The sequence below is a fragment of the Pantoea sp. S18 genome (assembly GCF_045689705.1).
GTDB lineage: Bacteria > Pseudomonadota > Gammaproteobacteria > Enterobacterales > Enterobacteriaceae > Pantoea > Pantoea symbiotica.
Genome location: NZ_CP142688.1, coordinates 1,965,299 through 1,990,962, shown reverse-complemented (window position 1 = coordinate 1,990,962; position 25,664 = coordinate 1,965,299). Strand labels below are relative to the sequence as shown.

28 protein-coding genes are annotated in these 25,664 nt (G+C 56.3%); 10 read left to right on the top strand and 18 right to left on the bottom strand.

Annotated features, from left to right (window positions below; genetic code table 11):
* The first annotated feature begins 49 nt into the window (after window positions 1-49).
* Window positions 50-826 (top strand): Uxu operon transcriptional regulator, encoded by a 777-nt coding sequence (uxuR, locus tag VIJ98_RS09250; protein WP_073980699.1) that lies wholly within the window; start codon window positions 50-52, stop codon window positions 824-826.
* A 46-nt stretch (window positions 827-872) separates the two neighbouring features.
* Window positions 873-1,766 (top strand): LysR family transcriptional regulator, encoded by an 894-nt coding sequence (locus VIJ98_RS09245; RefSeq protein ID WP_154152275.1) that lies wholly within the window; start codon window positions 873-875, stop codon window positions 1,764-1,766.
* Window positions 1,767-1,864: 98 nt separating this feature from the next.
* On the opposite strand, the gene VIJ98_RS09240 is transcribed toward VIJ98_RS09245, so the two are convergent.
* The 4 genes from VIJ98_RS09240 to VIJ98_RS09225 all read right to left on the bottom strand — a co-directional run bounded on the left by VIJ98_RS09240 (window position 1,865) and on the right by VIJ98_RS09225 (window position 6,797).
* On the bottom strand, window positions 1,865-3,247 hold the full coding sequence (locus tag VIJ98_RS09240) for a M24 family metallopeptidase (protein WP_323273560.1): 1,383 nt from the start codon (window positions 3,245-3,247) through the stop codon (window positions 1,865-1,867).
* A gap of 590 nt (window positions 3,248-3,837) precedes the next feature.
* Entirely contained in the window at window positions 3,838-5,130 is a 1,293-nt protein-coding gene (locus tag VIJ98_RS09235) for a sorbosone dehydrogenase family protein (protein ID WP_323273558.1), read from the bottom strand.
* Window positions 5,127-5,549: a DUF2231 domain-containing protein gene (locus VIJ98_RS09230; RefSeq protein WP_323273555.1), complete on the bottom strand. Its 423-nt coding sequence runs from the start codon at window positions 5,547-5,549 to the stop codon at window positions 5,127-5,129. The genes VIJ98_RS09235 and VIJ98_RS09230 overlap by 4 nt, the downstream gene beginning before the upstream one ends.
* Before the next feature lie 132 nt (window positions 5,550-5,681).
* Entirely contained in the window at window positions 5,682-6,797 is a 1,116-nt protein-coding gene (locus tag VIJ98_RS09225; protein ID WP_323273554.1) for an ABC transporter substrate-binding protein, read from the bottom strand.
* Window positions 6,798-7,120: 323 nt separating this feature from the next.
* Between VIJ98_RS09225 and VIJ98_RS09220 the strand changes: the two genes are divergently transcribed.
* From VIJ98_RS09220 to VIJ98_RS09195, 6 genes are read left to right on the top strand one after another with little or no spacing between them, the layout of a single operon-like run.
* A complete protein-coding gene (locus tag VIJ98_RS09220; RefSeq protein WP_323273551.1) occupies window positions 7,121-8,275 on the top strand; it encodes a mandelate racemase family protein in 1,155 nt (384 codons plus the stop codon).
* Window positions 8,276-8,335: 60 nt separating this feature from the next.
* Window positions 8,336-9,967, top strand: coding sequence for an ABC transporter substrate-binding protein (locus tag VIJ98_RS09215; RefSeq protein ID WP_323273550.1), 1,632 nt, complete (start codon window positions 8,336-8,338; stop codon window positions 9,965-9,967).
* Window positions 9,964-10,989, top strand: coding sequence for an ABC transporter permease (locus VIJ98_RS09210; RefSeq protein ID WP_008110051.1), 1,026 nt, complete (start codon window positions 9,964-9,966; stop codon window positions 10,987-10,989). The genes VIJ98_RS09215 and VIJ98_RS09210 overlap by 4 nt, the downstream gene beginning before the upstream one ends.
* The gene (locus VIJ98_RS09205) at window positions 10,986-11,891 is read left to right on the top strand and encodes an ABC transporter permease (protein ID WP_323273549.1); all 906 of its coding nucleotides are present in this window, start codon (window positions 10,986-10,988) and stop codon (window positions 11,889-11,891) included. Before VIJ98_RS09210 ends, VIJ98_RS09205 begins: the two co-directional genes overlap by 4 nt.
* A complete protein-coding gene (locus VIJ98_RS09200) occupies window positions 11,863-12,729 on the top strand; it encodes an ABC transporter ATP-binding protein (RefSeq protein WP_323273548.1) in 867 nt (288 codons plus the stop codon). Before VIJ98_RS09205 ends, VIJ98_RS09200 begins: the two co-directional genes overlap by 29 nt.
* 18 nt (window positions 12,730-12,747) lie before the next feature.
* Complete coding sequence (locus VIJ98_RS09195; protein WP_323275801.1) at window positions 12,748-13,503, top strand: ABC transporter ATP-binding protein; 756 nt, start codon at window positions 12,748-12,750, stop codon at window positions 13,501-13,503.
* Window positions 13,504-13,571: 68 nt separating this feature from the next.
* Here the strand turns inward: VIJ98_RS09195 and VIJ98_RS09190 are convergent, their stop codons facing one another.
* Window positions 13,572-14,210 carry an RpiB/LacA/LacB family sugar-phosphate isomerase gene (locus VIJ98_RS09190; protein WP_323273545.1) on the bottom strand — a complete coding sequence of 213 codons (639 nt, stop codon included), beginning with the start codon at window positions 14,208-14,210 and terminating at the stop codon, window positions 13,572-13,574.
* A gap of 128 nt (window positions 14,211-14,338) precedes the next feature.
* Between VIJ98_RS09190 and VIJ98_RS09185 the strand changes: the two genes are divergently transcribed.
* A complete protein-coding gene (locus VIJ98_RS09185; protein WP_154152296.1) occupies window positions 14,339-14,668 on the top strand; it encodes a cupin domain-containing protein in 330 nt (109 codons plus the stop codon).
* A gap of 16 nt (window positions 14,669-14,684) precedes the next feature.
* Here VIJ98_RS09185 and VIJ98_RS09180 read toward each other — a convergent pair whose 3' ends face one another.
* The 7 genes from VIJ98_RS09180 to VIJ98_RS09150 all read right to left on the bottom strand — a co-directional run bounded on the left by VIJ98_RS09180 (window position 14,685) and on the right by VIJ98_RS09150 (window position 20,796).
* Window positions 14,685-15,182 (bottom strand): protein disulfide oxidoreductase, encoded by a 498-nt coding sequence (locus VIJ98_RS09180; protein ID WP_154194244.1) that lies wholly within the window; start codon window positions 15,180-15,182, stop codon window positions 14,685-14,687.
* Complete coding sequence (locus VIJ98_RS09175) at window positions 15,179-15,901, bottom strand: DsbA family protein (protein ID WP_323273539.1); 723 nt, start codon at window positions 15,899-15,901, stop codon at window positions 15,179-15,181. The genes VIJ98_RS09180 and VIJ98_RS09175 overlap by 4 nt, the downstream gene beginning before the upstream one ends.
* Window positions 15,901-17,901 carry a protein-disulfide reductase DsbD domain-containing protein gene (locus VIJ98_RS09170; protein WP_323273536.1) on the bottom strand — a complete coding sequence of 667 codons (2,001 nt, stop codon included), beginning with the start codon at window positions 17,899-17,901 and terminating at the stop codon, window positions 15,901-15,903. Before VIJ98_RS09170 ends, VIJ98_RS09175 begins: the two co-directional genes overlap by 1 nt.
* Window positions 17,902-17,950: 49 nt before the next feature.
* Window positions 17,951-18,307, bottom strand: coding sequence for a hypothetical protein (locus VIJ98_RS09165; RefSeq protein ID WP_323273534.1), 357 nt, complete (start codon window positions 18,305-18,307; stop codon window positions 17,951-17,953).
* 140 nt (window positions 18,308-18,447) lie between these two features.
* Window positions 18,448-19,242 (bottom strand): SDR family oxidoreductase, encoded by a 795-nt coding sequence (locus VIJ98_RS09160; RefSeq protein WP_323273532.1) that lies wholly within the window; start codon window positions 19,240-19,242, stop codon window positions 18,448-18,450.
* Between the two features lie 79 nt (window positions 19,243-19,321).
* Window positions 19,322-20,491, bottom strand: a complete 1,170-nt coding sequence (locus VIJ98_RS09155; protein WP_323273530.1) for an MFS transporter — start codon at window positions 20,489-20,491, stop codon at window positions 19,322-19,324.
* Window positions 20,488-20,796, bottom strand: coding sequence for a serine hydrolase domain-containing protein (locus VIJ98_RS09150; RefSeq protein WP_323273528.1), 309 nt, complete (start codon window positions 20,794-20,796; stop codon window positions 20,488-20,490). The genes VIJ98_RS09155 and VIJ98_RS09150 overlap by 4 nt, the downstream gene beginning before the upstream one ends.
* Before the next feature lie 113 nt (window positions 20,797-20,909).
* Between VIJ98_RS09150 and VIJ98_RS09145 the strand changes: the two genes are divergently transcribed.
* Window positions 20,910-21,815: a LysR family transcriptional regulator gene (locus VIJ98_RS09145; protein WP_323273526.1), complete on the top strand. Its 906-nt coding sequence runs from the start codon at window positions 20,910-20,912 to the stop codon at window positions 21,813-21,815.
* On the opposite strand, the gene VIJ98_RS09140 is transcribed toward VIJ98_RS09145, so the two are convergent.
* The 6 genes from VIJ98_RS09140 to VIJ98_RS09115 form a co-directional block, all read right to left on the bottom strand.
* On the bottom strand, window positions 21,788-22,372 hold the full coding sequence (locus VIJ98_RS09140) for an AAA family ATPase (RefSeq protein WP_323273524.1): 585 nt from the start codon (window positions 22,370-22,372) through the stop codon (window positions 21,788-21,790). The two genes, VIJ98_RS09145 and VIJ98_RS09140, sit on opposite strands and share 28 nt — an antisense overlap.
* Complete coding sequence (locus tag VIJ98_RS09135; RefSeq protein WP_091003163.1) at window positions 22,369-22,806, bottom strand: PTS sugar transporter subunit IIA; 438 nt, start codon at window positions 22,804-22,806, stop codon at window positions 22,369-22,371. Before VIJ98_RS09135 ends, VIJ98_RS09140 begins: the two co-directional genes overlap by 4 nt.
* Window positions 22,807-22,815: 9 nt before the next feature.
* Window positions 22,816-23,085 carry a hypothetical protein gene (locus tag VIJ98_RS09130; RefSeq protein WP_008110081.1) on the bottom strand — a complete coding sequence of 90 codons (270 nt, stop codon included), beginning with the start codon at window positions 23,083-23,085 and terminating at the stop codon, window positions 22,816-22,818.
* A gap of 62 nt (window positions 23,086-23,147) precedes the next feature.
* Window positions 23,148-23,990 carry a class II fructose-bisphosphate aldolase gene (locus VIJ98_RS09125; RefSeq protein ID WP_008110083.1) on the bottom strand — a complete coding sequence of 281 codons (843 nt, stop codon included), beginning with the start codon at window positions 23,988-23,990 and terminating at the stop codon, window positions 23,148-23,150.
* Window positions 23,977-25,350, bottom strand: coding sequence for a PTS sugar transporter subunit IIC (locus VIJ98_RS09120; protein ID WP_008110085.1), 1,374 nt, complete (start codon window positions 25,348-25,350; stop codon window positions 23,977-23,979). The genes VIJ98_RS09125 and VIJ98_RS09120 overlap by 14 nt, the downstream gene beginning before the upstream one ends.
* Window positions 25,343-25,657, bottom strand: coding sequence for a PTS sugar transporter subunit IIB (locus VIJ98_RS09115; RefSeq protein ID WP_008110086.1), 315 nt, complete (start codon window positions 25,655-25,657; stop codon window positions 25,343-25,345). The genes VIJ98_RS09120 and VIJ98_RS09115 overlap by 8 nt, the downstream gene beginning before the upstream one ends.
* Window positions 25,658-25,664: the final 7 nt, after the last annotated feature.

The window sequence follows — 25,664 nt, the reverse complement described above, 5'->3', positions numbered from 1 at the left end:
GAGGCTGTATCAGAGGTTGTGAATCCTTTAACACACAGAAAAGAGCACGATGAAAACTCAAACTTCAGCACAGCGCCCTTATCAGGAAGTCGGGGAAATGCTCCGCCAGATGATCACCCAGAAGCAGTATGCGGTGGGCGAACGGCTGCCGCCGGAGCGCGAACTCGCCGCGCTGCTGGACGTGACGCGCACGCTGGTGCGTGAAGCGCTGATCATGCTGGAGCTGGAAGGATTAATCGAGGTGCGTCGCGGTGCGGGCATCTACGTGATTCACGACTCGCCGCAACAACCCGTTTCGCTTCACAAGGCCAGCAACGATGCCGGACCGTTTGAGATGTTGCAGGCGCGCCAGCTGCTGGAGAGCAATATCGCTGAGTTTGCCGCGCTGCAGGCCACGCGTGAAGACATCATGAAGATGCGCCAGGCGCTGGAGCTGGAAGAGAAAGAGCTGGCTTCGGGTGCGGTCAACCAAAGCGAAAATGGCGATCGTGATTTCCATCTGGCGATTGCTGAAGCCACGCACAACAGCATGCTGGTTGAGCTGTTTAAACAATCCTGGCAATGGCGTGAAGATAACGTGATGTGGAGCCAACTGCATCGCCATCTGGTCAACAACAATTACCGCAAACAGTGGCTCGACGATCACAAAAAGATCCTCGCGACGCTGATCAAAAAAGACGCGCGCGCCGCCAAACTGGCGATGTGGCAACATCTGGAAAACGTGAAACAACGGCTGCTGGAGTTCTCAGACGTCGATGATATCGATTTCGATGGTTATCTGTTTGAATCCTGGCCGCTGTACGCTACCCATAATCCGCCTAACTAATTTGCGTTTCCTCTTTTGACGCCACGACAGTAATAAGGTCAACCACATGCTGCGGGAAAACTTCAACGACCTGATCTATTTAGTGATGGTGGCGCGCGAATGTAGCTTCACGCGCGCCGCAGCTAAATTAGGCGTGTCGCAATCGGCATTAAGCCACTCGATTCGCGGTCTTGAAGAGCGATTAAACACGCGTTTATTAACGCGCACCACGCGCAGCGTCGCGCCAACCGAAGCCGGTGAAAACCTGATTCAAAGTGTGGCGCCGATGATGGCCGATATTGAGAAAGCTCTGCTGCAACTAGCCGATAATCAGGGCAAGCCGTCAGGGAATATTCGTATTACCGCCGGCGAACATGCGTTGTCTTCCACATTGTGGCCGCTGCTCAAACCGTTTCTGCAAGCCTATCCCGAAGTGAATGTGGAACTCTCTGTCGATAACACCTTAACGGATATTGTCAGCGGGCGTTTCGATGCTGGCGTGCGACTGGGTGAAAGCATTGAGAAAGATATGGTGGCGGTGAGAATCGGCCCGGACTGGAAAATGGTAACTGTTGCATCGCCTGACTATTTGCAAAAACACGGCACTCCCACCACGCCCTACGAATTGCAGAATCACAACTGCATTAATATGCGCCTTCCTACGCTGGGAGGATTATATAGCTGGGAGTTCAGTAAAGATGGCAAAGATATTCGCGTTAAAGTTGAAGGGCAGCTGATATTTAATAATCTGGCTTCGCGTATTGATGCGGTACTGTCCGGCATGGGTATCGCCCATGTCCCCGAGGATACCGTTAAACAGCACATCGCCACCGGCGAACTCCAATGCCTGCTTGAAGACTGGAGCGAACCTTTTAGCGGATATTATCTCTATTATCCGAGCCGGAAACAGCACACCGCCGCGTTTGAAAAATTGATTGAAGCCATTAAATATAAGGGCTGAAAAATCGTCAATTGAGCCTTTAGGTCACCATAAATGGCGACCCTACAATGAGCACGATTTTGTAGGGTCGCCATTCATGGCGACCTCAGCTAATAACATCAACTCACCACGCTCAATGCCAAATCCTTCGCCAGAAAAAACGGCCGCAAATACGCCACGCTATTCGATAAAGGCAAGATTTCTTCGCTGAGCTGAATGCCGATGGTTTCCCGCAAATAACGGCGACGGGTTTCGATGCGTTGCCACAGCGCCGGATATTGATTGCGGATGTCGCTTTGCAGCGCCGCATCGGCCAGCACCACGCACTCTTCAACACTGGCACCGTTGTAGCCCGGCACCGATGGGATGATATCAATTTGCAGCATCATGCCGCTTTTGAGCAATTCGGTGGAATGATGATAAATCGGTGAAGACATCCACTCTTCATCCGCCACCAGATGTCCCGGATTGAGATGCCAGCCGAAGCGCTCTTTTGGCAACATCTGCTCGATAAGCTGATACAGTGCCCCGCCGCTCATGCCGCAGCGAATATTTTCCAGCCACGCCACCACCGCCGAGAAATAGGGTTTGGCGATGCGATCCAGATAATCTTGCTGGCCTGGCGGCAGTTCGCTTTGCTCGGCAATGACGAAACCGCTGCGGCTGGAGAGCCCGCCTTTGAAAGCGGTGGTCAGCGAGAGCGGATCGCCGCGTTGCACTTTTTTGTAAGTCGGATAGAGATTCGCCTTGTCGAAACGGCTGCCGGTCGCAGCGATGGTCACCACCGTGTTGCATTGCCCTTCCGCCTGAAGTAACGCGCCCAACTCGGTTTCACGCACGCCCACCTCGATGGCATTCAGCGCCTCCAGCATGCAATTTGATGCGAGGTTTGCGCCATATTCGTAATGCGCGATTTCATTGGCATTGCAGGTGGTGCGCGCGCCGTGATCGCCAATAAACAAGTGGATGGCATTTTCTAACAAGGCGTTATCGCTGAGCGTGCGCTGGATGGCGTCGACGATAAAATACGGCAGATCAAACATAGCGCGCCCATTGCCCGCGGCGGGCGTAAACATCTTCCAGCCCACCAGCCCGACTTTATCGCCGTTGGCTAAGCCAGCGTCTTTGAACAGGCTTTCCAGCGGCGCTTCATTGTCCATGGGCTGATTGGGTAGCGAGAAGTATGGCGTGTGCACCAGCGCAGCAGAGGTGCGTGAGAAGCGCGCCATTTTGAGGTTTTCGTTACCCAGTACCAGCGTGCAATCCCCGGACTGATTCAGCAGCAGCAATCCTTCTTCGAAACGCGGGATAAATCCGGTGAGATATTCGAAATTGCCGCCGTGTTCCTTGTCGGCGTAGATTACCAGCCAGTCAAAACCCTCGCGCTGCATGCCCGCCAGCAGCGTGTTTTTGCGCTGCAACAGCGTGTCATCGGTGAGAAAAACCGGTTCTACGTCGCTAAATTTCACCGGCGCGCTAATCGGCCCGAACGTGATTGCCATGATGCACTTCCTCGCATTACTGAATGAGATGAGGATAGTAGCGTTTTTAGCGCAGCGGACTTTGATCCACGCGAAAAAAGGCGGAGGGGTGAGCTCCGCCTTGTCTCAAGTTCCGATCAGTGTGCCTGACCGGTCAGTTGCAAAAGGGCAACGATGATTTGAAGAATGATGCGGACGATGTCCAGCAGCAATCGAACAAGTTCCATCACTTTCCTTCTCCTCTGAGAGGAGCGCGCCTTTCAGCTGCCGGGGCTTTGACTCCACCCGCCGACCGCCTAAGCACAATTGTGAGGAGTGCTGAGCGGCTCTCATTGTAAAAGCCACAGGCCAGCACCACCTGAAACCTGCCGGGATTTGACTATCCGCGCCCCTGGAGTCATCAGAAAAACAATGAGGCTTTGCTCGTCACTCAACACCTGTATAACCATACAGTATTATGGCAAAACTTGAAATATATCGCCGCACATTTTATTATCGCCTTTGTGAGGAGTGCTGAGCACCCCGTTCGCGGCGCGGTTACCAGCCGGTTAGCGAACATAAAAAAAAGGATTTGGCTTAATGCCAAATCCTTTTTTATTGCCCGCGATTGATTATCTGGCGGAACTGACACGCCAAATGGTATTTCCCGCATCATCGGCAATCAACACGCCGCCCTGCTGATCGGTGGCTAAACCCACCGGCAAACCGCGCACCTGCTTCTGATCGTCCGTCAGAAAACCAGTCACTACCGGCTGTGGCTGCCCTACCGGTTTCCCATTCTCGAATTTCACCCACACCACCTGATAGCCGTTGAGCGGCGTGCGGTTCCAGCTGCCGTGCTCGCTGATAAACGCGCCGCCACGATACTGCGGCATATTATCCGCGCCGTAGAACAACAGGCCGAGCGGTGCAACGTGTGAGCTCAGGGCGTAATCCGGTTTGATCGCTTTCTCCACCAAATCTGGCCTTTGCGGCTGCGCGCGTTCATCTACATGCTGGCCATAATAGCTGTAGGGCCAGCCGTAGAAGCCTTTGTCCTGCACCGACGTCAGGTAATCTGGCACTAAATCCGAACCGATCTCGTCACGTTCATTAACGACAGCCCACAGCTTGCCGCTTTGCGGCTCCCACTGTAAGCCGGTTGGATTGCGCAGGCCGCTGGCATAAATCCGGCTGGCACCGCTGGCCGCATCCACTTCCAGCACCGCCGCGCGGCGATACTCTTCGCCAATACCGTTTTCCGTCACGTTACTGTTCGATCCCACGCCGACATACAGCTTGCTGCCGTCGGGGCTGGCGAGCAGCGATTTGGTCCAGTGATGGTTAATCGGCCCGCCCGGCAGTTCGGTCACTTCCACCGGCGGCGTGCGGATCTCGGTTTGCCCGGTCTCATACGGGAATTTCACCAGGCTATCGGCATTCGCCACATACAAGGTGTTGCCCACCAGCTGCATGCCAAACGGTGCGGTCAGATTTTCGATGAAGCGATGCTGTTCCCATTTGCCGTTAACGTTACGCAGCAAGGTGATGCGATTACCGCCCGCGCCGCCTTTGCCGGACGCTTTCTGCACCAGTCCCATGATCAACTCTTTGGGCGCGCTGATGGTTTTAGCCATGCCATTGGATTCCGCCACCAGCACATCATTATTCGGCAGCACCAGCACCTGACGCGGATGCTGCAATTTTTCGGCGATCTTTTCGATCTTCAACCCATCCGCCACTTTCGGCATTTCACCGGCTTTCCACGGCGTGCCTTCCGGAACCTGCATCGGCGGCATAAAGAAGTTCTGCGCCTGCGGCAGTTCAGGATTTGGGCCAATTTGCTTTTGGGGATCGATCAGTGCCCCGTCGTCACAGGCGCTGAGCAGCATCGCGATGGCTACCGCGCTGAGTAGGTGTTTCATACGCGACCTCCTTGCGTGCGACGTTCGCGCAACACCAGCTGCACGTTAGCGATCAGCAGCAGCGCCACCACCAACGTCGACAGCGTCACGCCCATCGGCACCACCGCGTAAGCATCACGGCTGTGAATAAAGGCATTAACCACCGCCAGTACGATTGCCAGCAGCGACAGCCAGAAATGGGTTTTCTCATTCGGCCGCGCGCCTCGGAATAAATAAACCAAACTGATTAATCGTGGCAGGATAGCCAGCACCAGACCAATGGTGATTAGCCAGCTGGCCGATTTGGTCCACATGATGACGAAGGTTTGCAAATAGAGGATATCGAAAAACCAGGCGGCAACAAAAAAGCCCAGCGGCAACGGTTCCAGCAGCGTATACAACGTCACACCGAACACCGATCTTCCTGAGGTATGAAACATTACTCTCTCCCTTTTACCGTATTAACATCAGATGGCGCACGCGTTTCGCTTTTCTGAAACAACGTGCCACCACCTGTGAAATATTAGTAAAGATAAACAGTAACGTTTAACACTTATCTAACACACTCAAACTTAAGACTTATCTGCCGGCAGGCTTACCCAATAACCCGGCTGATAAGGCAATGGCAGGAACTTTTCGTGGAACTCACGGAACGTGGCGTCCGGATCGAGATCGGCAAACAGTTCAGGATGCAGCCACTTCGCCAGCACCTGAATCGCAACAAACTGATATGGGCTGTCGTAGAACTGATGCCAGATAGCATGTGCGTTACCGTTATGCGCTACCGGCAGCGTTTTGAAGGCGTCACGCATCATTAGTAGCTGCAAACGCGCCGTCGCTTCTTTTACATCTGCACCGGGACCCACGCCGACCCATTTGCCAACGGTGTTGTAGTTTTTCCAGTTCGCACCGGTTACCACCACCACATCGGGACGGCTGGCGATGATCTGCTCAGGATTGAGCGTGCCGAAGGTGCCTGGAATCAGGTCTTTGGCAATATTGCTGCCGCCCGCCAGTTCCACCATCTGACCAAAGTTCTCGTTACCAAACGACATGCAGCACTCGTCGGTGTAGCCGCCTGCGCGATCAATCATCACTTTCGGACGCGTGCCGTTAAAGTTCTTCAGGCGATCGGTCACCTTTTCGATTTGCGCACGGCGGAACGCTACGATCTCTTCGGCGCGCTGCGGATTGTTAACCAGCTCGCCCATGATGCGGATGCTTTGCTCAGCATGTTCCATCGGCTTCTCGCGGAAGTCGATAAACACCACCGGCACGCCCACCGCTTGCAACTTCTCGATCAGCTTGCCTTCGTCGGTCGCGGCTTTGGATTCGAGATTCATCAGCACTAAATCCGGCTTCAGCGTCAGCGCCTGCTCGACGTTAAAGGTGCCATCTTTCGCGCCACCAAAGGTCGGCAGCTTTTTGATCTGCGGATATTTCTTCTCATACGCCATATAGCCGTCGTAATCGGCTTTATGGAAATCGTCGCGCCAGCCCACCACGCGCTGGAACGGCGCAGCAGTATCAAACGCCGCCAGCAGATACATCTGACGACCTTCGCCGAGAATAATGCGTTTGGATTCTTCTTTGACTTCAACCTGTCGTCCAGCCACATCGGTAATCGTTTTAGCAGAAGCGTGACTCGCCACCGCCAGTAACCCCAGTGCAAACAGCCATTTTTTCATTTGATCTACCCGGAATGATAATGATTATTATTAAAATTTCGCGGCGTCACTATTACCTGGCTGACAGCAAATGAAAAGCCCCGGAGACACATTTTTTTACATTCCCTCAGCGATTTCCCACTGTGCAATCGCTCACAAAATGCCCTTCATTCGTGAAAAACCTCACAGTGCACCGGGCAAATGCCCAATTAATCGCCGCGCTATCCCGCGCTTTGGCTAATGCGTAAACAAAATGTGAACGCTAAATTACAAAATGAAACGGCGTTTTATTTTTTATGTTAATGCCCAGCTGGGCAAGCTACCGAGTTGAAGGAGGAGTTACCGTGAAGATCAGTGCCATTGATGTCACCCTGTTTAGCTACCCTACGCGCCGCGTCTCTGACAGCGCCGGACATTCGCATCCCGGTGCAGAGAGCGATGCGCAAATGGCGCTGCTGACCATCACCAGCGAAGATGGCGATTGCGGCTACGCCTTTGCCCCGGCCGAAGTGATTCGTCCGCACGTGGTAAATGCCTTCTTCCGCAAAGTGCTGATTGGGCAAAATGCCTTTGATCGCGAACGTCTGTGGCAGGATTTGGTGCACTGGCAGCGCGGTAGCGCCCATCAACTCACCGAACGCGCGTTATCGGCGGTGGAACAGGCGCTGTGGGATTTGATTGGCCGCAAACTCAAGCAGCCGGTGCATAAGTTGCTCGGCGGCTATCGCGAGAAAATCCCTGCTTACGGCAGCACCATGTGCGGCGATGAGCTGGAAGGCGGTTTATCCACACCCGAAGAATACGCGCAGTTTGCCGAAAAGCTGGTCGCGCGCGGTTATCAAGCCATCAAACTGCACACCTGGATGCCGCCGGTGTCGTTCGCGCCAAGTCCACAAATGGACATCAAAGCTTGCGCTGCGGTGCGCGAAGCGGTTGGTCCAGACATCGCCCTGATGCTCGACGGCTATCACTGGTACAGCCGCAGCGATGCGCTCACCATCGGTAAAGCATTGGAAAAACTCAATTTCGCCTGGTTCGAAGAGCCGATGGAAGAGGAAAGCATGGCGTCGTACGCGTGGCTGGCGGAAAACCTCAGCATTGACGTGCTCGGCCCGGAAAGTCTTGGCGGTAAACACCACAGCCGCGCCGATTGGGTGCGTGCCGGTGCCTGCGACATTCTGCGTGCCGGTGCGAATGGCGTTGGCGGCATCTCCGCCACTATGAAAGTCGCCAGCCTGGCCGAAGCCTTTGGTATGGATTGCGAAGTGCACGGCAACGGCGCCGCCAGCATCGCGGTAGTTGGCGCCATCCGCAACTGCCGCTGGTACGAACGCGGTCTGCTGCATCCGTTCCTTGATTACGAACAGCCACCCGCCTATCTCAACGCGCTGGTCGATCCGATGGATGCCGACGGTTTTGTGCATCTGCCAACGCGCCCTGGACTTGGGGAGGATATCAATTTCGCGTGGATTGAGACGCACACGCTAAATCGCTGGTAAGCGCCCAACACAAGCAGTACGGCAAAAAACTATAAACCTCTGACCTGCTGGACTTTGCTTATGAACCTGATGAACCCCTGCAGAGCGTGGTGCGCCGCGCTGCTGCTGCTCACCTGTAGCCCGTCGCTACTGGCGTCCACGCCAGACGACCAGCTAATTGTGGGCATGAACATGAACAACTTACTCACACTCGATCCCGCCGCCATGACCGGCAATGAAGTGGTCGGCATTGTGGTTAATCTCTATGACGGTTTAGTCGAGTTAGATCCGCAACAGCTCACCAACGTGCGCCCGGCGCTGGCAGAGCGTTGGGAGATCAGCCCCGACAATCGTCAACTAACCTTCCATCTTCGTGACAATGTCACCTTCCACTCCGGCAATCCGTTGAGCAGCGACGATGTGATTTGGTCGATGCGCCGCGTGCTGCACCTTAATCTGGCGCAGGCGTCGGTATGGAAATCTTACGGCTTTAGCAAAGAGAACGTGGATCAGATGATCACCGCGCCGGACGCGCGCACGGTGGTGATTCGCCTGCCCAAGCCTAACGATCCCAAGCTGGTGCTCTACTCGCTGGCAGCGCTCGGCAGCATGGTGGTGCTCGACAGCAAAACCGTGCAGGCGCAGGCGGTGAATAACGATTGGGGCAATCGCTGGCTCACCACCCATGAAGCAGGTTCCGGGCCGTTTCGCCTGGATGTGTGGCAGGCCAAAGATGTGCTGCGCATCAGCCGCGACGCCAATTACTGGCGCGGTGCGCCGAAGTTGACGCGCGTGGTGTTCCGTCATCTGCAGGAGTCGCAAACCTTGCGCCTGATGATGGAAAAAGGCGATCTTGATATCGCCAGCAATATGGCGATCCCCGATGTGAAAGCGCTGCGCCACGATCCCGATCTCACCATCGACGCGGTACAAAAAGGCACGATTTATTACCTGGCGATGAGCATGAAGGATGATCACTTCGCCAATCCGCAGGTGCGCGAAGCGCTGCGTTATCTGGTGGATTATCAGGGGATTAACAAAACGTTGATGGCCGGTTACGGCACGCTGCATCAGCGGCCGATTCAATCCGGCATGCCGGCAACGTTACCCGATCCGGGCTACAAGCTGGATGTACCACGCGCCAAAGCGCTTCTCGCCGCCGCCGGTTATCCCAACGGTTTTGATACTACGTTACGCGTACTGGCCGATCAGCCGTTCCTTAATGTCGCCATTGCGATTCAGTCCACGCTGATGCAAGGCGGCATTCGCGCCAAAATCATCACCGGCACCGGCAACCAGATTTACGGTGCGATGCGTGAACGCCAGTTCAACCTGCTGGTGGGACGCGGCGGCAGCGGCGTGGAGCCGCATCCGCACTCCAGCCTTCGCGCACTGGTGTATAACCCGAATAATGCCGATAGCGCGCGACTCACCAATTTTCAGGGCTGGCGCACCGGTTTTTATGACGCGCAGCTGAACAGCATGATCGATAAAGCGCTGCTGGAGCGCGATGTAAAACAGCAACAGCAGGATTACTTCGCCATCCAGCAGCGTTACGACCAGCTGATTCCGGCGCTGATGCCAATCTCGCAAATGACCGATTCGGTGGTGGTGAACAATCGCGTGCAGGATTACGTGCCGCATCCGTCGGCCACCACTTTCCTGCGTGACGTTTGGAAAACGCCAGACAGCCTGGCGGGAGGTGCGCAATGAAGCTAACAAAAAGCCACTGGCGACGCCTGCGTAGCCGCAGCGTGCAGGTCGCGATCACGCTGTTTGGCCTGCTGCTGCTGACCTTCTTTATTGGTCGCGTCATGCCGCTCGACCCGGTGCTGGCGATTGTCGGGCCGGATGCCGATCACAACACCTATCAGCAGGTTTATCACCAGCTCGGCTTCGATAAACCGCTGTGGGTGCAGTTTGGCATCTATCTGCAAGGCCTCCTGCACGGCAACCTCGGGCTGGCGCTGCTGACCGGACAACCGGTGATCAACGATATCCTGCGCGTCTTCCCGGCCACGGTGGAACTGGCAACGCTGGCGATTGTGATTGGTACCGGCCTCGGCGTCCCGCTGGGCGTGTGGGCCGCCGCGCGCCGCAACAGCGTGATTGACTATCTGGTGCGCATCATCAGCCTTGCGGGTTACTCCACGCCAATCTTCTGGGTGGGCATGGTCGGCCTGCTGCTGTTTTATGCCCATCTCGGCTGGGTCGGCGGCGCCGGGCGTGTTGATTTCAGTCTTGATGGCATTGTGCCGCGTCGCACCGGTTTTCTGCTGATCGATGCCTTGCTGGTTGGCAACTTTACGGTGTTCAGCAATGCGCTCAATCATCTGATTCTGCCCGCGTCGCTGCTCGGCTTTCACTCGCTGGCTTACATCAGCCGCATGACGCGCAGCTTTATGCTGGCGCAGCTATCGCAGGAGTTCATTTTGACGGCGCGGGTGAAAGGCCTCAGCGAATGGCAGGTGATTTGGCAGCACGCGTTCCGCAATATTCTGGTGCAGCTGCTGACGGTGGTAGCGCTGGCGTACGGCTCGCTGCTGGAGGGCGCGGTGCTGATTGAAACCGTGTTCTCGTGGCCCGGTTTTGGCTCCTATCTCACCGGCAGTTTGATGCTCGGCGATATGAATGCGGTGATGGGCTGCGTGCTGGTGGTCGGCCTGATTTTCGTGCTGCTCAATCTTCTCTCTGACCTGCTCTATCAGGTGTTCGATCCGAGGACCAAAGTATGACGATTTCTCTCGATACGCCGTTAGCCAGCCAGACGCGCGAACGGCTGGCGCGCTGTCGCCGCACCGGCGCGCGCATCGGCCATTTTCTCTGGCAGATGGCGAGCAATCCGTTAACCGCGATTGGCGGCGGCATCATTTTGCTGCTGCTGATAGTGGCGCTGTTTGCGCCGTGGATCGCGCCCTACCATCCGCTGATTCAGGATCTCAACAATGCACTGACGCCGCCCAACGCGCAGCACTGGTTTGGCACCGATGAGTTTGGCCGTGACATCTTCAGCCGTCTGGTGTGGGGCGCGCGCATCACGCTGTATATCGTGCTGCTGGTATCGATCACCGTTGGCCCGCTGGGTTTGCTGCTCGGCGTCACCGCCGGTTACTTCGGCGGCAAAGTCGATAGCGTGTTGATGCGCGTCACCGACATCTTCATCTCCTTTCCGAGCCTGGTGCTGGCGCTGGCGTTTGTCGCCGCGCTCGGTCCGGGACTGGAGCATGTGGTGATCGCCATCACGCTCACCGCCTGGCCGCCGATTGCACGCCTGGCGCGCGCCGAAGCGCTGTCGCTGCGCCAGGCCGATTTTGTCTCCGCGGTGCGCTTACAAGGCGCCTCTTCACTGCGCATTTTGTGGAAGCACATTGTGCCGCTGTGCCTGCCGTCGGTGATTATCCGCATCACCATGAATATGGCGGGCATCATCCTGACCGCTGCCGGACTCGGTTTTCTCGGTTTGGGCGCGCAGCCACCGGATCCGGAATGGGGTGCGATGATCGCCAGCGGCCGCACTTACATGCTGGAGTGCTGGTGGGTGGTGACGGTGCCAGGTTTGGCGATTCTGATCAACAGCTTAGCGTTCAACTTCTTAGGAGATGGCTTACGTGACATCCTCGATCCCCGCAGCGAATAGCGCTGCACCGTTGCTCGACGTGCAGGATTTACAGGTCAATTTCGTCAATGGCCGGCTGGTGACGCCCGCCGTGCGCGGCATCTCCTTCCAGTTGGGCAAGGAGAAACTGGCGATTGTCGGTGAATCCGGTTCCGGCAAATCCACCGTGGGCCGCGCACTGTTACAGCTGCATCCGCGCAGCGCGCAGGTCACCGCCCAGCGCATGCAGTTTGGTGACGTGGATCTACTGCACGCCACGCCAGCACAGATGCGCGCCATTCGCGGCAAGCGCATCTCAATGATTATGCAGGACCCAAAATACTCTCTGAATCCGGTGGTGCGAGTGGGCGAGCAAATTGCTGAAGCCTGGCGCAGCCATCATCCCGGCCAGCGCGCGGTTGCGCGGCAGCGAGCGATGGAGATGCTCGAAGTGGTGCAGGTGCGCGATCCGGGCCGCATCTATCAATGTTATCCGCACGAGATTTCCGGCGGTCAGGGCCAGCGCGTGATGATCGCCATGATGCTGATTACCGATCCCGAACTGCTGATCGCCGATGAGCCCACTTCGGCGCTGGATGTTTCGGTGCGTCTGCAGGTGCTGGCGCTGCTGGACGATTTAGTGAAACAGCGCGGTCTGGGGCTGATTTTTATCAGTCACGACATCAATCTGGTGCGGCGCTTCTGCGACCGCGTATTGGTGATGTATGCCGGGCGCGTGGTGGAGTCACTGGCGGCCAGCGAGCTCGACCAGGCTCAGCATCCCTACACGCAAGGCCTACTCGCCGCGCTGCCGGATATGGATCAGCGTCGCGCCCGTCTGCCGGTGCTGCAACGTCAAGCCAGCTGGCTGCAACCCTAAGGAGCAATGATGAACGAGATGATCCGCGTAAGTAATCTCAACCTCAGTTTCGGTGAGGAGGAGCGGCGTAATCAGGTGCTGTTCGACGTTAATTTGTCGATTCGTCAGGGTGAAATTTTTGGCCTGGTCGGCGAGTCGGGATCGGGTAAAACCACGGTACTCAAATGCCTTGCCGGGCTGTTTACTCACTGGCACGGTGAGCTGGCGATTGATGGCGTGCCGCTCGAACATCGTATCGCCCGCGAGCGCTGCCGCAGCGTGCAGATGGTGTTTCAGGATCCCTACGGATCGCTGCATCCGCGTCACACCATCGGCGATATTCTCGAGGAGCCGCTACAGATTCACGGCATCGGTCAGCGCCAGCAGCGGGTCATCGCCATGCTGGAGAAGGTCGGCCTCAATCGCGCGTGGCAAACCCGTTATCCGCATCAGCTGTCCGGCGGTCAACGCCAGCGTGTCGCGATTGCCCGCGCACTGATCCTCGAACCGCGCGTGCTGCTGCTGGATGAACCGACCTCGGCGCTGGATGTGTCGGTGCAAGCGGAGATCCTCAATCTGCTCAGCGATTTGCAGCAGCAGGAGAAAATGACCTATTTGATGGTGACGCACGATCTCGGCGTGGTGGCGCATCTGTGCCATCGCGTGGCGGTGATGCAGCACGGCAAAGTGCTGGAGACGCTGGATGTCGATGCGCTGGTGCACAATCGCGCGCAGGTGGCCTATACGCAGATGCTGGTGGATGCAAGCAGGCAGGATAACGGGGTTTTGGCGTAGGGTCGCCATTTATGGCGACCACTTTACCAGGTGCGCATGAATGCGCACCCTACGTAAAACCCAGAAAATTACTGCGTCAGTTCACGTACAAAACCCACGATCTCCTGATTCTGCCCATGTTCAAACAGGCAATGCTGCAAGCGCGGGCCGCTTACTGCGGTCTTCACCAGTTCCGGATCGATAGCACGCAGTGAGTCGAGGTAATTCTCTTTCAACAGCGCGGCTTTCACTTCGTTCAGGATACCTGCGTTGCGCACCTGTGGTTCTTTGCGCTCAGGCGGATAACCGTGCCCTTTTTCGCCGGTGAAGGCTTTTTCGAAGATAAAGCGCAGGTTCAGTTCCGCGCCCCAGCCGAAGCCTTTAGCGAACGGCAGCGACAGCGCATTCCCGTTGTTGATTTGCGCAAACAGATAGGCATCTGCTGGATCGATGCAGTAACCGCACACCACGCCGGGATGCAGGTTCAGCGACATCAGCGCGCCCTGGCCGGTGCCGCAACCGGCTACCACGAAGTCTACCGCTTTGCTGTTAAGCAGTACGTTGGCAATGATGCCGAGGTGAATATAGGTAAGATGGTGATCCTGTTCGTCGCTCATACCGACGTTAAACACCTGATGCCCGAGCGGTTGCGCCACAGACTGAAGCTCTTTCAACACCGTTGCGTTCTTCGCAGCCTGGCTGTTTTCCATCATCAAAGCGATTTTCATGATCCATCCTCAGATTAAATTGAAACACCGTTTCATTTTAATCAAAGATCGTTAAAATGCAGCCTTTAAATGCCTTTTTGACTGTGAGTTAAGTCACACATTGACGATGCAACCTGCAAGGAGAAATCATGTTTATCTATAAAAGCACAACCCAACTGGACGATTTAGGCAACGGCGTGACGCGCCGAATTCTGGCGCACGGCGGCACCATGATGGCGGTGGAAGTCACTTTTGAGCAGGATGCTGTTGGTCCGCTGCATCATCATCCGCATGAGCAGCTCACCTACGTCCTGTCCGGACGTTTTGCCTTCACCATTGATGGTGTAACCAAAGAAGTCAGCGCCGGCGATACGCTGTATAAAGCACCGAACATTGTGCACGGCTGCGTATGTCTGGAAGCGGGCGTATTGCTGGATACGTTCACGCCGCAGCGCGAGGATTTTCTGGCGGCACCATAACGTGCCGCCAGACAGACTAGCGGGAAGCCCACCAGAGGCGCAGCTTCAGCCCCCAAGCGCTGGTCCAGCCGCTGCTGGTGCTAATGACTTTGCCCTGATGCAGCACGATAAAGGTCGGCGTGGCCTGAATATCCCAGCGCTGGCCGATCGCCCCGCTCTCATCATTGATCGCCACGCCTTGCAGCCCTTTCTTCTCCAGCCAGGTTGCTACGCGCATATCGTTACCGGAGCGCAGCGCAATACTCGCCACCTTGTAACCTTGCTGGCTCATCGCCGCCACAGTTGGCGTGGTGAGTTTGCATACGCCGCACCAGGTTGCCCAGACGTAAACCAGCAATGGCCGATCCTGACTGAGCTCCGCCAGATTGACCTCGCCTTGCAGCGAGGTGAGCGGCTGTTGCGCTAGGTCGGCAGGCAGCTGCGGTGCGCGCAGCCAATCCATGCCCCACAGCGCCGCCGCGACAATCAGCACTAATAGCAGCGCCTCACGCAGCCAGCGCTTTAGTCGACTCATTGCTTCGCCTGCAGCGCGCCTTTCACTGCCGCTTCCAGTTGCTCATACGGCACCGCGCCGCTGATCATCTGATCGCCCACCAGCGTCGCTGGCGTACCTTGCACGCCGAGCTGCTGCGCCAGCGTCAGGTTGCTGTTGATGGTGTCGAGGCTCACTTTGCTTGGCTCTTTCAGCTTGATGCCGGTTTTCTCCAGCGCCGCGTCGATGCTGGCGGTATCGTGATTGCCCTTTTTCGCCATCAAACGCTCATGCAGCTTGAGGAAGTTTTTCGGCTGCTGCTCCCACACGGTGAGCGCCAGACGCGCCGAGGTGAGTGAGGTTTCAGAGCGATACGGCAGCGGTTTAATCACCACCGCAACCTGCGGATACGCTTTCAGCAGTTTTTCGATATCAGCTTCAAACTTCTTACAGAACACGCAGTTGTAATCGGTGAAGTAGACCAGCGTCAGCGCCGGTTTTTCAGCGCCGATGCGCGGTGAACCAGCATCGTTGAACAACGCGTCATGGTTTTTCTTCACCATTTGCGCCACCACATTTTGCTGCTGTTGCGCTGCTTCTTTATCAAACGCATCAGCCGCTTCCGCCAGAATCGACGGATTTTGCACCAAGGTTTCACGGATCAGTTCTTTAATACGCGCTTCCTGCTCAGGGGTAAAAGGCGCGGCCGCCAGCGCAGGCATGGCAAGGAACATCAGTGGCAGTAACAGGGATTTCTTCATTATTTTTTCGCCTCAGAGAGAGTGGAGATCACCGCTTCACGACTCAGCAGCGGTGACAAAATCTGGCCTTGCGGCAGTGCCGGGCCATAAATTTGGTTAAAAGGGATTGCCACGCGGTCGCGGCGGCGCAGGAATTCACCGATGGCAGGATCGGGCTGCGTCCAGTCGCCGCGCAGCAGCACCACGTCATCGGCTTTTAGCGCAGCACGCACATCGGGCTGATTCAGAACGCGGGATTTGTTCACTTTGCAGGTGATGCACCAGTCGGCGGTGACATCGACAAACACCCGTTTATTCTGCTCGAGTGCCTGATGGATCGCCGCTTCGGTCAATGGCTGCCAATGCAGCGTCTCCTCTTCCGGCGTGATGCGCGTCATCAGGAATAGCGCACCAGCCAGCGTCAGAGTGATAAACACCACGCCCGCCTGTTGTAGCGCGCGACGTTTCACCAGCCAGCCGCAAAGTACCGCGAGTAACATACCCGCCAGCACCAGCGCGAAGGTGCTGCCCCAATGCGGTACCAGCAATGTCACCAACCAGAAGGTGGCGAGCAGCATAAACAGGCCGAGCACGCTGCGCAGATGCACCATCCAGCGCCCCGGACGCGGCAAACAGCGCGCCATGCCCGGTAACGCCGCCACCAGCAGCCACGGCAAACTCATGCCGACGCCGAGCGCGACAAACAGCAGCCACAGTTGCGGCAGCGGTGCCGTCAGCGCATAGGCCACCGCAGTACCAAGAAACGGCGCGCTGCACGGCGTGGCCAGCAAAGTGGCAAACGCGCCCTGGCCGAAGTGCCCGAGCAAGCCGTCGCCGCCCTGCGTCGCCAGTTTGGTATTCAAACCCGACGGCAAGCGGAAATGCAGCAGATCAAACAGGCTGGCGCTGAACAGGAACATCACCAACACCATCACCAGCAGGAAGCCGCTGCTCTGGAACTGAATGCCCCAGCCAAGCGCCTGACCGCTGAGACGGAGTCCGGTCATCAACAGCGCCAAAAGCAGGAAGGAGAAAATGATCCCGGCGCTGGAGGCGAGAAACTGCTGGCGCGTCTGACGCTGCGTTTGCCCTTGCTGCTGCACCAGGCTGCTGAGTTTGATCGCCAGCACCGGCAACACGCACGGCATCAGGTTGAGGATCAAGCCACCGAGCAGCGCCAGCAGCAACACCGACCAGAAGGTTTGCGCGCCATCGCCGGATACCAACGCTTCCGCGCCAATATTTATCGCGCTTTGCTGCGCAATCCCACCATCGGCAACCACCAGCGACAACGTTTTGCCGCGCAGATCCGGTGCCGCTTCGCCCCATTCATCGGTGACCGCCACCCGCGCGCTGAGCGTGTCGCCTTTCACACTGATTTGCGGTGCCGCCAGCATGCTGCCCTGCGGATAATCGAAGAACAGTTCAGGTTGTTGCCAGCCACCCTGACGCTGTGCGCGAATCTGCAATTCGCCATTCACAAAGCTGGCGTCGAGTTGATCGGTTAAGCCGCTGGCGGCCGGGATGCGTCCCATCGCCTCGGCGAAATCGCGGGCAAAATCGGCGTCAGCGGGCTGCGTCAGATCGAGGCTGAAGGGGAAGTCGGTGAGGATGCAGACGTCGCTGCAGGTCGAAAGCGTCAGCGTTCCTGCGAGCTGCTGGCTCGACAGTTTCGCCAGTTCGATCGGCAGCGTGATATCGCCTTTGTAGCCTTGTGTGGTCAAGCCGCTAACGTCAAAACGTTCGGGCGCAGGCCAGAACCACTGCGCCTTTACATCCGGCGTTTGCCAGCGGATTTCCGGCGCAACGCCGCCTTCGCCTGGCGTACGCCAGTAGGTTTTCCAGCCAGGTTGCAGGCGAATATCCAGCAGCAGTTGCTGATTATCGTTGTGGCTGGCGCTGCGCAGGCGCACTTCGGCATGGCTATTTTGCGCATTACGCAGCCAGCCGGTGTCTGCCGCCTGCGCAGTAATCGCGCAGCTCGCCAGCAGGAGCAACAGGCTCCTGATCAATACAGTCATGTGAATTCTCCAGTGAATAACAGGGTTTACGCGATGTAACGCGCAGGTGTTATTCCCGGAAGACGCAGAAGGTCAGATGCCGCCGTCGCAGAGGCGGAAACAGCGGTGCGCGGCGATAGCCGACGGAAGTGGTGGTTTGTGTAAAGGTGGCGATCAGCGCCAGCAACAACAGCAGGAAAGGCAATGCGGTATCAAGGATGGGTGCAGCGGCACTCAGCGATTTGGCGCTCAGTGCACAAGGTTTTTCACTGCCGCTGGCATCGTCACTACTGTGAGTTTGCGCGGACGCGCTGACCTGCGTTAAAGGTGCAGAAGGCAAATTGAAGCTGCGCTGGACGAGACAAAACTCCAGCACCAGACAAACCAGTGCCAGAATCCATTTTGCGCGTGATAGCGATATCGTCATGCCGCAGCCTCAGAGAAAAGTGCGGGCATTTTAAGCATCTGCAGCAGAAACACCAAGCTTTGCTGTGTAAACTTTTGTCTTTGTGGTGCGAGCGTCGTAGGGTCGCCATTCATGGCGACCTTGTCAATCACCGCACCCGGCTAAACAATATCATCCACCACGCCGCCATCGACGCGCAGCGCGGCACCGGACGTCGCGGATGCCTGTTTCGAACAAACATACACCACCATGTTCGCCACCTCTTCCACCGTAGCAGCACGCTGGATCACCGAACTCGGACGCTGAGCCATGACAAACTCTTTCGCCAACTCTTCCAGCGGCTTACCGGTGCGTTTCACTTCATCTTCCATCATTGCGGCAAAACCATCGGAGAGCGTTGGGCCCGGCAACACGCTGTTCACCGTCACGCCGCTGCCCGCCACCACTTTCGCCAGCCCGCGCGCCAGCGACAGCTGCGCGGTTTTACTCACGCCGTAATGCAGCATATCGGCGGGAATATTCAGTGCTGACTCTGAAGAGATAAACACCACGCGGCCCCAACCGCGTTTCACCATCTCCGGCAACAAAGCCCGCGACAGGCGCACACCGGACATCACGTTGGTTTGCCAATAGGCATCCCAGGTGTCGTCATCCACTTGATAAAAATCCTGCGGACCGTAAATCCCAGCGTTATTCACCAGAATATCGATTGGCGGCAAACCGTTGAGCAGTTGCTTAACACCTTGTGCACTGCCGAGATCGGCGATAAAAGTGTGAATTTTCGCCCCCACCACTAAGCCGTTGAGCTTCTCGCGCGCACGACTCACCGAGGCTTCACTGCGCCCGTTCAGCACCACTTCCGCCCCGCTGGCCGCCAGACCTTGTGCAATGGCAAAACCGATACCGCCGGTTGATGCGGTCACTAAGGCTGTTTTTCCGTGTAGATCGATATTCATCATGCTTTCCTCTGTGAGCGTAATCACAAAAGCCTGGTTGATACTGCCGGATATGCATTGACAAATCATGCGGTTATTATCACGACAAAGGATTAACGCTGGCCTGCACCCCGCGCTGACCTGACCACCAGGCAATGCCCAACGCCATGACCAACAACAGCAATAACACCGGGGCAAAACTGCCGATACCGAGATTTTGCAGTAACACGCCACCGAGCATGCCGCCGCCAGCCATCGCCAGATTCCACACCGTGACCAGCATAGATTGCGCGACATCGGTCGCGGCACCGGCGCGATTCACCATGCCGGTTTGCAACAGCGTCGCCGCCCCACCAAACGCCAATCCCCACAATGCCACCGCCAGCCACACCAGCTGCTCGCTCGCAGCATTCAGTTGCAGCAATAACGCAGCCACCATGAAAAGGCCGATGCTGATTAGCGTGAGCGGCTGTAAAAATCGGTCGACGAATATGCCGGTGATAACGATGCTGACCAGCGAGCAGAGGCCAAACAGCAGCAGTATCGCGTCAGTTCGCGCCATTAAGCCCGCAGGTTGCAAGAAAGGTGAGATATAGGTGTAGAGAATGTTGTGCGCCAGCACGATGCAAAGCACCAGTAATAATACGCTGCGCACGCCGGGTAAACGCAACACAGCACGCAGTGGCCTACGTTGCTGCGCCGATTGTCCCGGCTGCTCCGGTGCGGTCAGACGCAGCACCAGCATCAACAGCATTGACAACGCACTGAGTGCCATAAAACTCTCGCGCCAGCCGATGGCATTCCCGACGAAAGTGCCAAGCGGCACGCCGATTGAGAGCGCCAGCGGCGTGCCGGCCATCGCAATGGCAATTGCTTTGCCCTTTTGCTGCGCAGGCGCCATCGCTGCCGCGTAGCCCGCCAGCAGCGCCCAAAGTACGCCTGCTGCAGCGCCTGCAACCGTGCGCGCCACTAGCAGCAAGGTGTAATCACGGGCAATGGCCGTCACCAGATTCGCCACGGTAAAACCGGCCAGCGTTAACAACAATAAACGGCGGCGGCGCATTCCTTGCAACAGTGTCATCAGCGGGATGGCGGCCAGAAAGGAGCCCACCGCATAGGCGGTTATGCTCTGCCCAGCCGCAGCGGCTGAAATGGCAAAATCCTGCGCCATCGGCGTCAATAATCCGGCGGGAAGTGCTTCGGTAACAATGGTGACAAACGCCGCCAGACTTAGCGCCAGCAACGGAATCAACGGTAAGCGATCTCTCATTGTTCCTCCCACAAACCCTGATACACCGCGTCACGCAGTTCATTAACAAACGCGCCTGACATGCTGATGGTTGCCGCACTGCCTTGCGCCACTAGCACCATTGCAGCGGTGGAAACGATCAGTTTGCTCACCGACGCGAGACGGAAATGCCCCCTTTTCGCCATCGGACGCTGATTTTCCTGGTCGGCCCATCCCGCCGCCTGGTGATAAATAATCTCGCCGCGCTGCGCGGCCATCACCTCGACCCCGACTAAACGCTGCTGGTCCAGCGCCTGCTGAATCACTGTCTGAAGTAAACCCTGCATGCTTTTCTCTCCTCAATAATGAATGACATCACAGTAGCCACTTCTCAATTACGGAAAAAGCGGGGTATATTTCTCGACTTAACGGACAATAATGTCCGCAATGGCGGAATCAAATGGACAGTCTGAACGGGTTTGTGGTGTTCGTGCAGGTCGCTGAAACCCGCAGCTTTGTTGCTGCCGGGCGTCATTTGGGGATCTCTGCTTCTGCGGTGGGGAAAAGTGTGGCGCGGCTGGAGGAGAAACTCGGTGTCAGGCTGTTTCACCGCAGCACACGTAGCATCACGCTGACTGCCGAAGGCTCCCTTTTCCTGCAGCGCAGTCGCCGCATTTTGGCGGAGATTGAGGCTGCCGAAAGCGAACTGTCACAGGCCGCTGGGCGGCCAAGTGGGCGTTTGAAACTGAGCCTGCCGATTGTAGGATCGCTGATCTTGCCGGTATTAGGCGATTTTATGCGGGCATATCCGGAGATTCAGCTCGATCTGGATTTCAGCGATCGCGTGGTAGATGTGATTGCCGAAGGGTATGACGCAGTGATGCGCGGCGGTCCGCCAACGGATTCACGGCTGTCGGCGCGTAAACTAGGCTATGCCTATTCTGTTGCAGTCGCATCGCCGGACTATCTGGCTCGGCAGGGTGAACCCAAAACGCCTGAAGAGTTGACTCAGCACGCTTGTTTGCACTATCGCTTCAACACCACGGGCAAGCTTGAGCGCTGGGTACTACGCGGTTACGAAGATGAACAGGAACTGACGCTGCCCACCACCATGATTTGTAACAACATTGAAACCCGCGTCTGCTTTGCCATGCGTGGCTTAGGCATCGCCATGCTGCCGGATTTCTCTATTCGTGAGGCACTGGCACAAGGTACGCTGCGTGAAGTATTGAGCGACTTCGCCTGCCACCGTAACGTATTCCATTTGTTGTGGCCCGCCAGTAAATATCCGTCGCCAAAAGTACGTGCGCTGATCGACTTTCTCAGCGCACGCGTTTTTCAGCCCGATGCCGATAAAACCGGTTGAGCGCTGATTGGCAGCCGCAGTTGGCGCTGCAACCAGGCGCAGGCCGCCGCCTGGTCCGGGTTGCGCGCGTTAAGCTGCAACACCGGACCCAGCGCCATCGGCTGGGCGGTTTCCGCTAACTTGCGCAGTTCTGGCAGATACTCCGCGCCCGGATGTCCCGGCATGCGATCGGTTAAACGTGCCTGATAACGCGCCACCGCCTCATCTGGCGTGATCGCCAGCCACAACTCCAGCACCCGCGTCACGCCCGCCTGTTGCAATCCCTGCTGCAATACCTCTTTCGGCTGGAAGCCAAACCAGGCATCGATGACATAGATGCAACGCGTCGGTGCTTGCGCCACCACTTGCCAGATCGCCTGATACGCCGCACAGCCTAGCTGACGATTGCGCAGGCGATCCACCGGCGCAAAGCTGGCCATAAACGGCTCTTTCAGGCTATCCAGCGTCAGCACCGGAAAGCCGAATTGCTCGGCCAGCGCGCGCGTCAGGGTGCTTTTGCCGGAAGCCGGAATGCCGTTCACCAGCACCACCATCTTCTCTTCAGTGTCGGTTGTCATAGGATCTCTATCACCTCCGCAGCACTGCTGGCGTTGCGCAAGCGCACCAGCGTCTCCTCATCTTCCAGCAGCGTGACAATCGCGCGGATGCCCTCTTCAATGTGGGCGTTGCTGTCACGCGCACCGAACATAATCACGATGTCGGCTTTGTCGCTGCCGTCGAAGGAAATCGGCTCATCCAGCACAATCATGCTGAAACAATCTTTCAGCACGCCGGTTTCCGGCCGCGCATGGGGAATGGCGATGCCCTCCTCAAACACGTAATAAGCGCCATGCTCCAGCGTGTTGGCGATCACCGCTTCCGGATAACTGGCTTTGATGTAACCGCCGTTCACCAACGGCAGCGCCGCCAGCGCGATCACCTCGCGCCAATCCCTGGCGCTGATCCCCACCTGAATCGCACTTGCCTCCTGCAGCAGCTGTTTAATACTCATACTGCCTCCTTAAAATGATTTGCGAATGGTGTTGCGCAGTTCATCGATTTTGACAAACAGCGGATCAATTTCCTGACGAAAGCGGCGGCTTTTCGCAAAAATATTTAATGCACGATTATATTCCAGCATTAATTGTTTTTGCGTCTCTGTCGCCTGCGGATTATTGGCTAACTGTTGTTCCAGTTCGCTTATTTTCCCGCTGATGGTTTCAGCCTGAAGATCTATTTCCTGTGAATCCTGGCTCTTATTATCGGAGCCCTTTTTCAAGAATCCAAACATAGCGTCTCCTGCCCCGAATGGCGCCGGGCACCTCAGGTTATTACGTCATGAGTGAGTCGGAATTAGCGGAACAGCTGAATCTTTTCTACCAGCACATTGGTTACGGCATCGTTGGCCGGCACAAGGAAATTACGCACGCTGTCGTTGACCTTGCCCTTTTCAAATGTCTGCTTGCAGTTTGCGACCCACTGCACATTCATCTCGGTGCCGACGTTGACTTTCTCAATGCCGCTGCGCACCGCAAGACGCATATCTTCATCGCTGACGCCGGTTCCGCCGTGCAGCACCAGCGGCGTTTTTGTGGCATCGGTGATATCCGCCAGGCGTTGATGCTGAATATGCGCTTTGCCGGTATACAAGCCGTGCACGGTACCGATGGAGATGGCCAGCATATCGACGCCGGTTTCATCGACAAAGCGTTTGGCTTCATCGACGGTGGTAAAGGCCGCATCGTTCATTTCCACTTCTTTGCCATCTTCCGAGCCGCCAATCGCGCCCAGTTCAGCTTCTACCGAAACAGCCAGCGGGCGCGCCATATCAATAACACGGCGCGTATTGGCGATGTTCTCTTCAATCGGCAAATGTGAGCCGTCATACATAATTGAACTGAAGCCCGCATCCAACGCAGTTTGAATCGCATCTAAGTCCGAACAGTGATCGAGGTGCAAACAGGTCGGCACGTTACGACTTTCCGACAGTGAGCGAATCGCATCCACCAATAATTTATGTCCGAGATATTTCGCTGTGCCGGTTGAGATCTGAATCATTAATGGACTATTGGTTTTCTCCGCCGCTTTAAAAAAGGCCGGCAGCATTTCCAGGCAGTGCAAATTAAAGGAACCGAGCGCTTTAAATTCACGTTCTTTAGCCACCTGTAACAGATCGGTAAAGTTATAAAGTTTCATGGAGCTTTTCCTCATGGGATTTAGACTTAGTGGATTTTCCGTTAACAAACCAGGCGATGAGAGTAATGAAGGCAATAAACAGCGCGACGAACAGCCAGTTATTCTGGAATGCATGGCCGAGCACCAGGCCGGTACTGATGACATCCGAATCACTGAAGGTGACGCCGGTAAAACCGTAACTTTCCAGCATCGGCACCAGAATCGCCGGTAGGAAGGTGATGAATAGACCGTGCACGAAACCGCCGATCATCGCCCCGCGACGACCACCAAGCGCATTACCAAACACGCCTGCGGTGCCACCGGCAAAGAAGTTGGTCAGCAGACCTGGCAGAATCATCGCCAGACCAAACATCGGGAACACCAGCATGCCCACCACCGAGCCCAGCGTGGTGGCGAGGAAGCCGACGATCACCGCATTCGGGGCGTATGGGAACATCACCGGGCAGTCGAGCGCCGGTTTCGCATCCGGAACCAGACGCATGGCGATACCACGGAAAGCCGGCACCAGTTCGTTCAGCAGCAGACGCACGCCGCTATACAGCACGAACACACCGCACACGAACTGAATCGACTGCATAAAGGCGTACATCAGATAATTCATACCGTTGCTGTACTGGCCGATAAATTCCGGACCGGCGGCGACCGCAGGAATCAGGTACATCGGTACCATCACCACCGCCATCGACAGATAGGTATCCTGCAGGAATTTAAAGTTGTCGGGCAGTTTGAGGTCTTCAGTGGAGCGCGAACCTTTGCCTACCACCTTCGCCACCGCCGCCGTCAGCAGATAGCCGATGGTGCAGAAGTGACCGAGCGCCACGTCGTCGGAATCGGTGATACGACGCACCACCGGTTGTGCCAGTGCAGGCATCACGACCGCCATAATGCCGCCAAAGATGCCGCCGGTAAGGATCAGAGGTAAGCCTGTCAGCCCCGCTTTATAGCCAATCACCGCACCGATGGTCGCCATCCACAGCAGCGCCTGACCGGTAAGGAAGATGTATTTGAACGGTGTCAGACGCGCAATGATGATGTTGACGATAAAGATCACCAACAGCGTCAGCGCCACTTCTGAACCCAGCTCGCGGTTTGCTAACCCGGCAATGGCGGCAACGTCAGTGATATAACCCTGCATGCCAAAACCGTGGGTGAAAATGGTGTTCAGGAAGGTCAGCGTACCGACAATAATGTTGATACCGGCCATCATAATTAAGAAACCAAGCAGGGTTTTAAAGGTGCCTTCCACCACCTTGCCCGCTGATTTTTTTTGCAGTAGCAGACCAATCAGGGCAATAAAGGCGATCAGAATTGATGCCTGTCCCAATAAGTCTTTTACCAGGAAGTCGATCACACTATTCATGATTAGCAACCTTTAAGTTACGTTCTTTCATAAACGCCACGATTTTCTCTTCAATTTCCGCTTTGTCGGTCAGCTTATTGAGAATAATCACCCGTTTGATCTGTTCCGGGCTGGCATCGGCATTTAACACATCAGCAAAGGCTTTCTGGGTTAAAATCATGTCGGATTTAAAGGCGTTGGCTTCAGAAATGGTGGTGTGATCGATATCAGCATCAATTTCGAGTTTTTTTAATACCGACTTGGCGCTCATCTCAATCGCAAAGCTTGAACCCAAACCACATCCACAGACACATAATATTTTCAGCATGGCTATT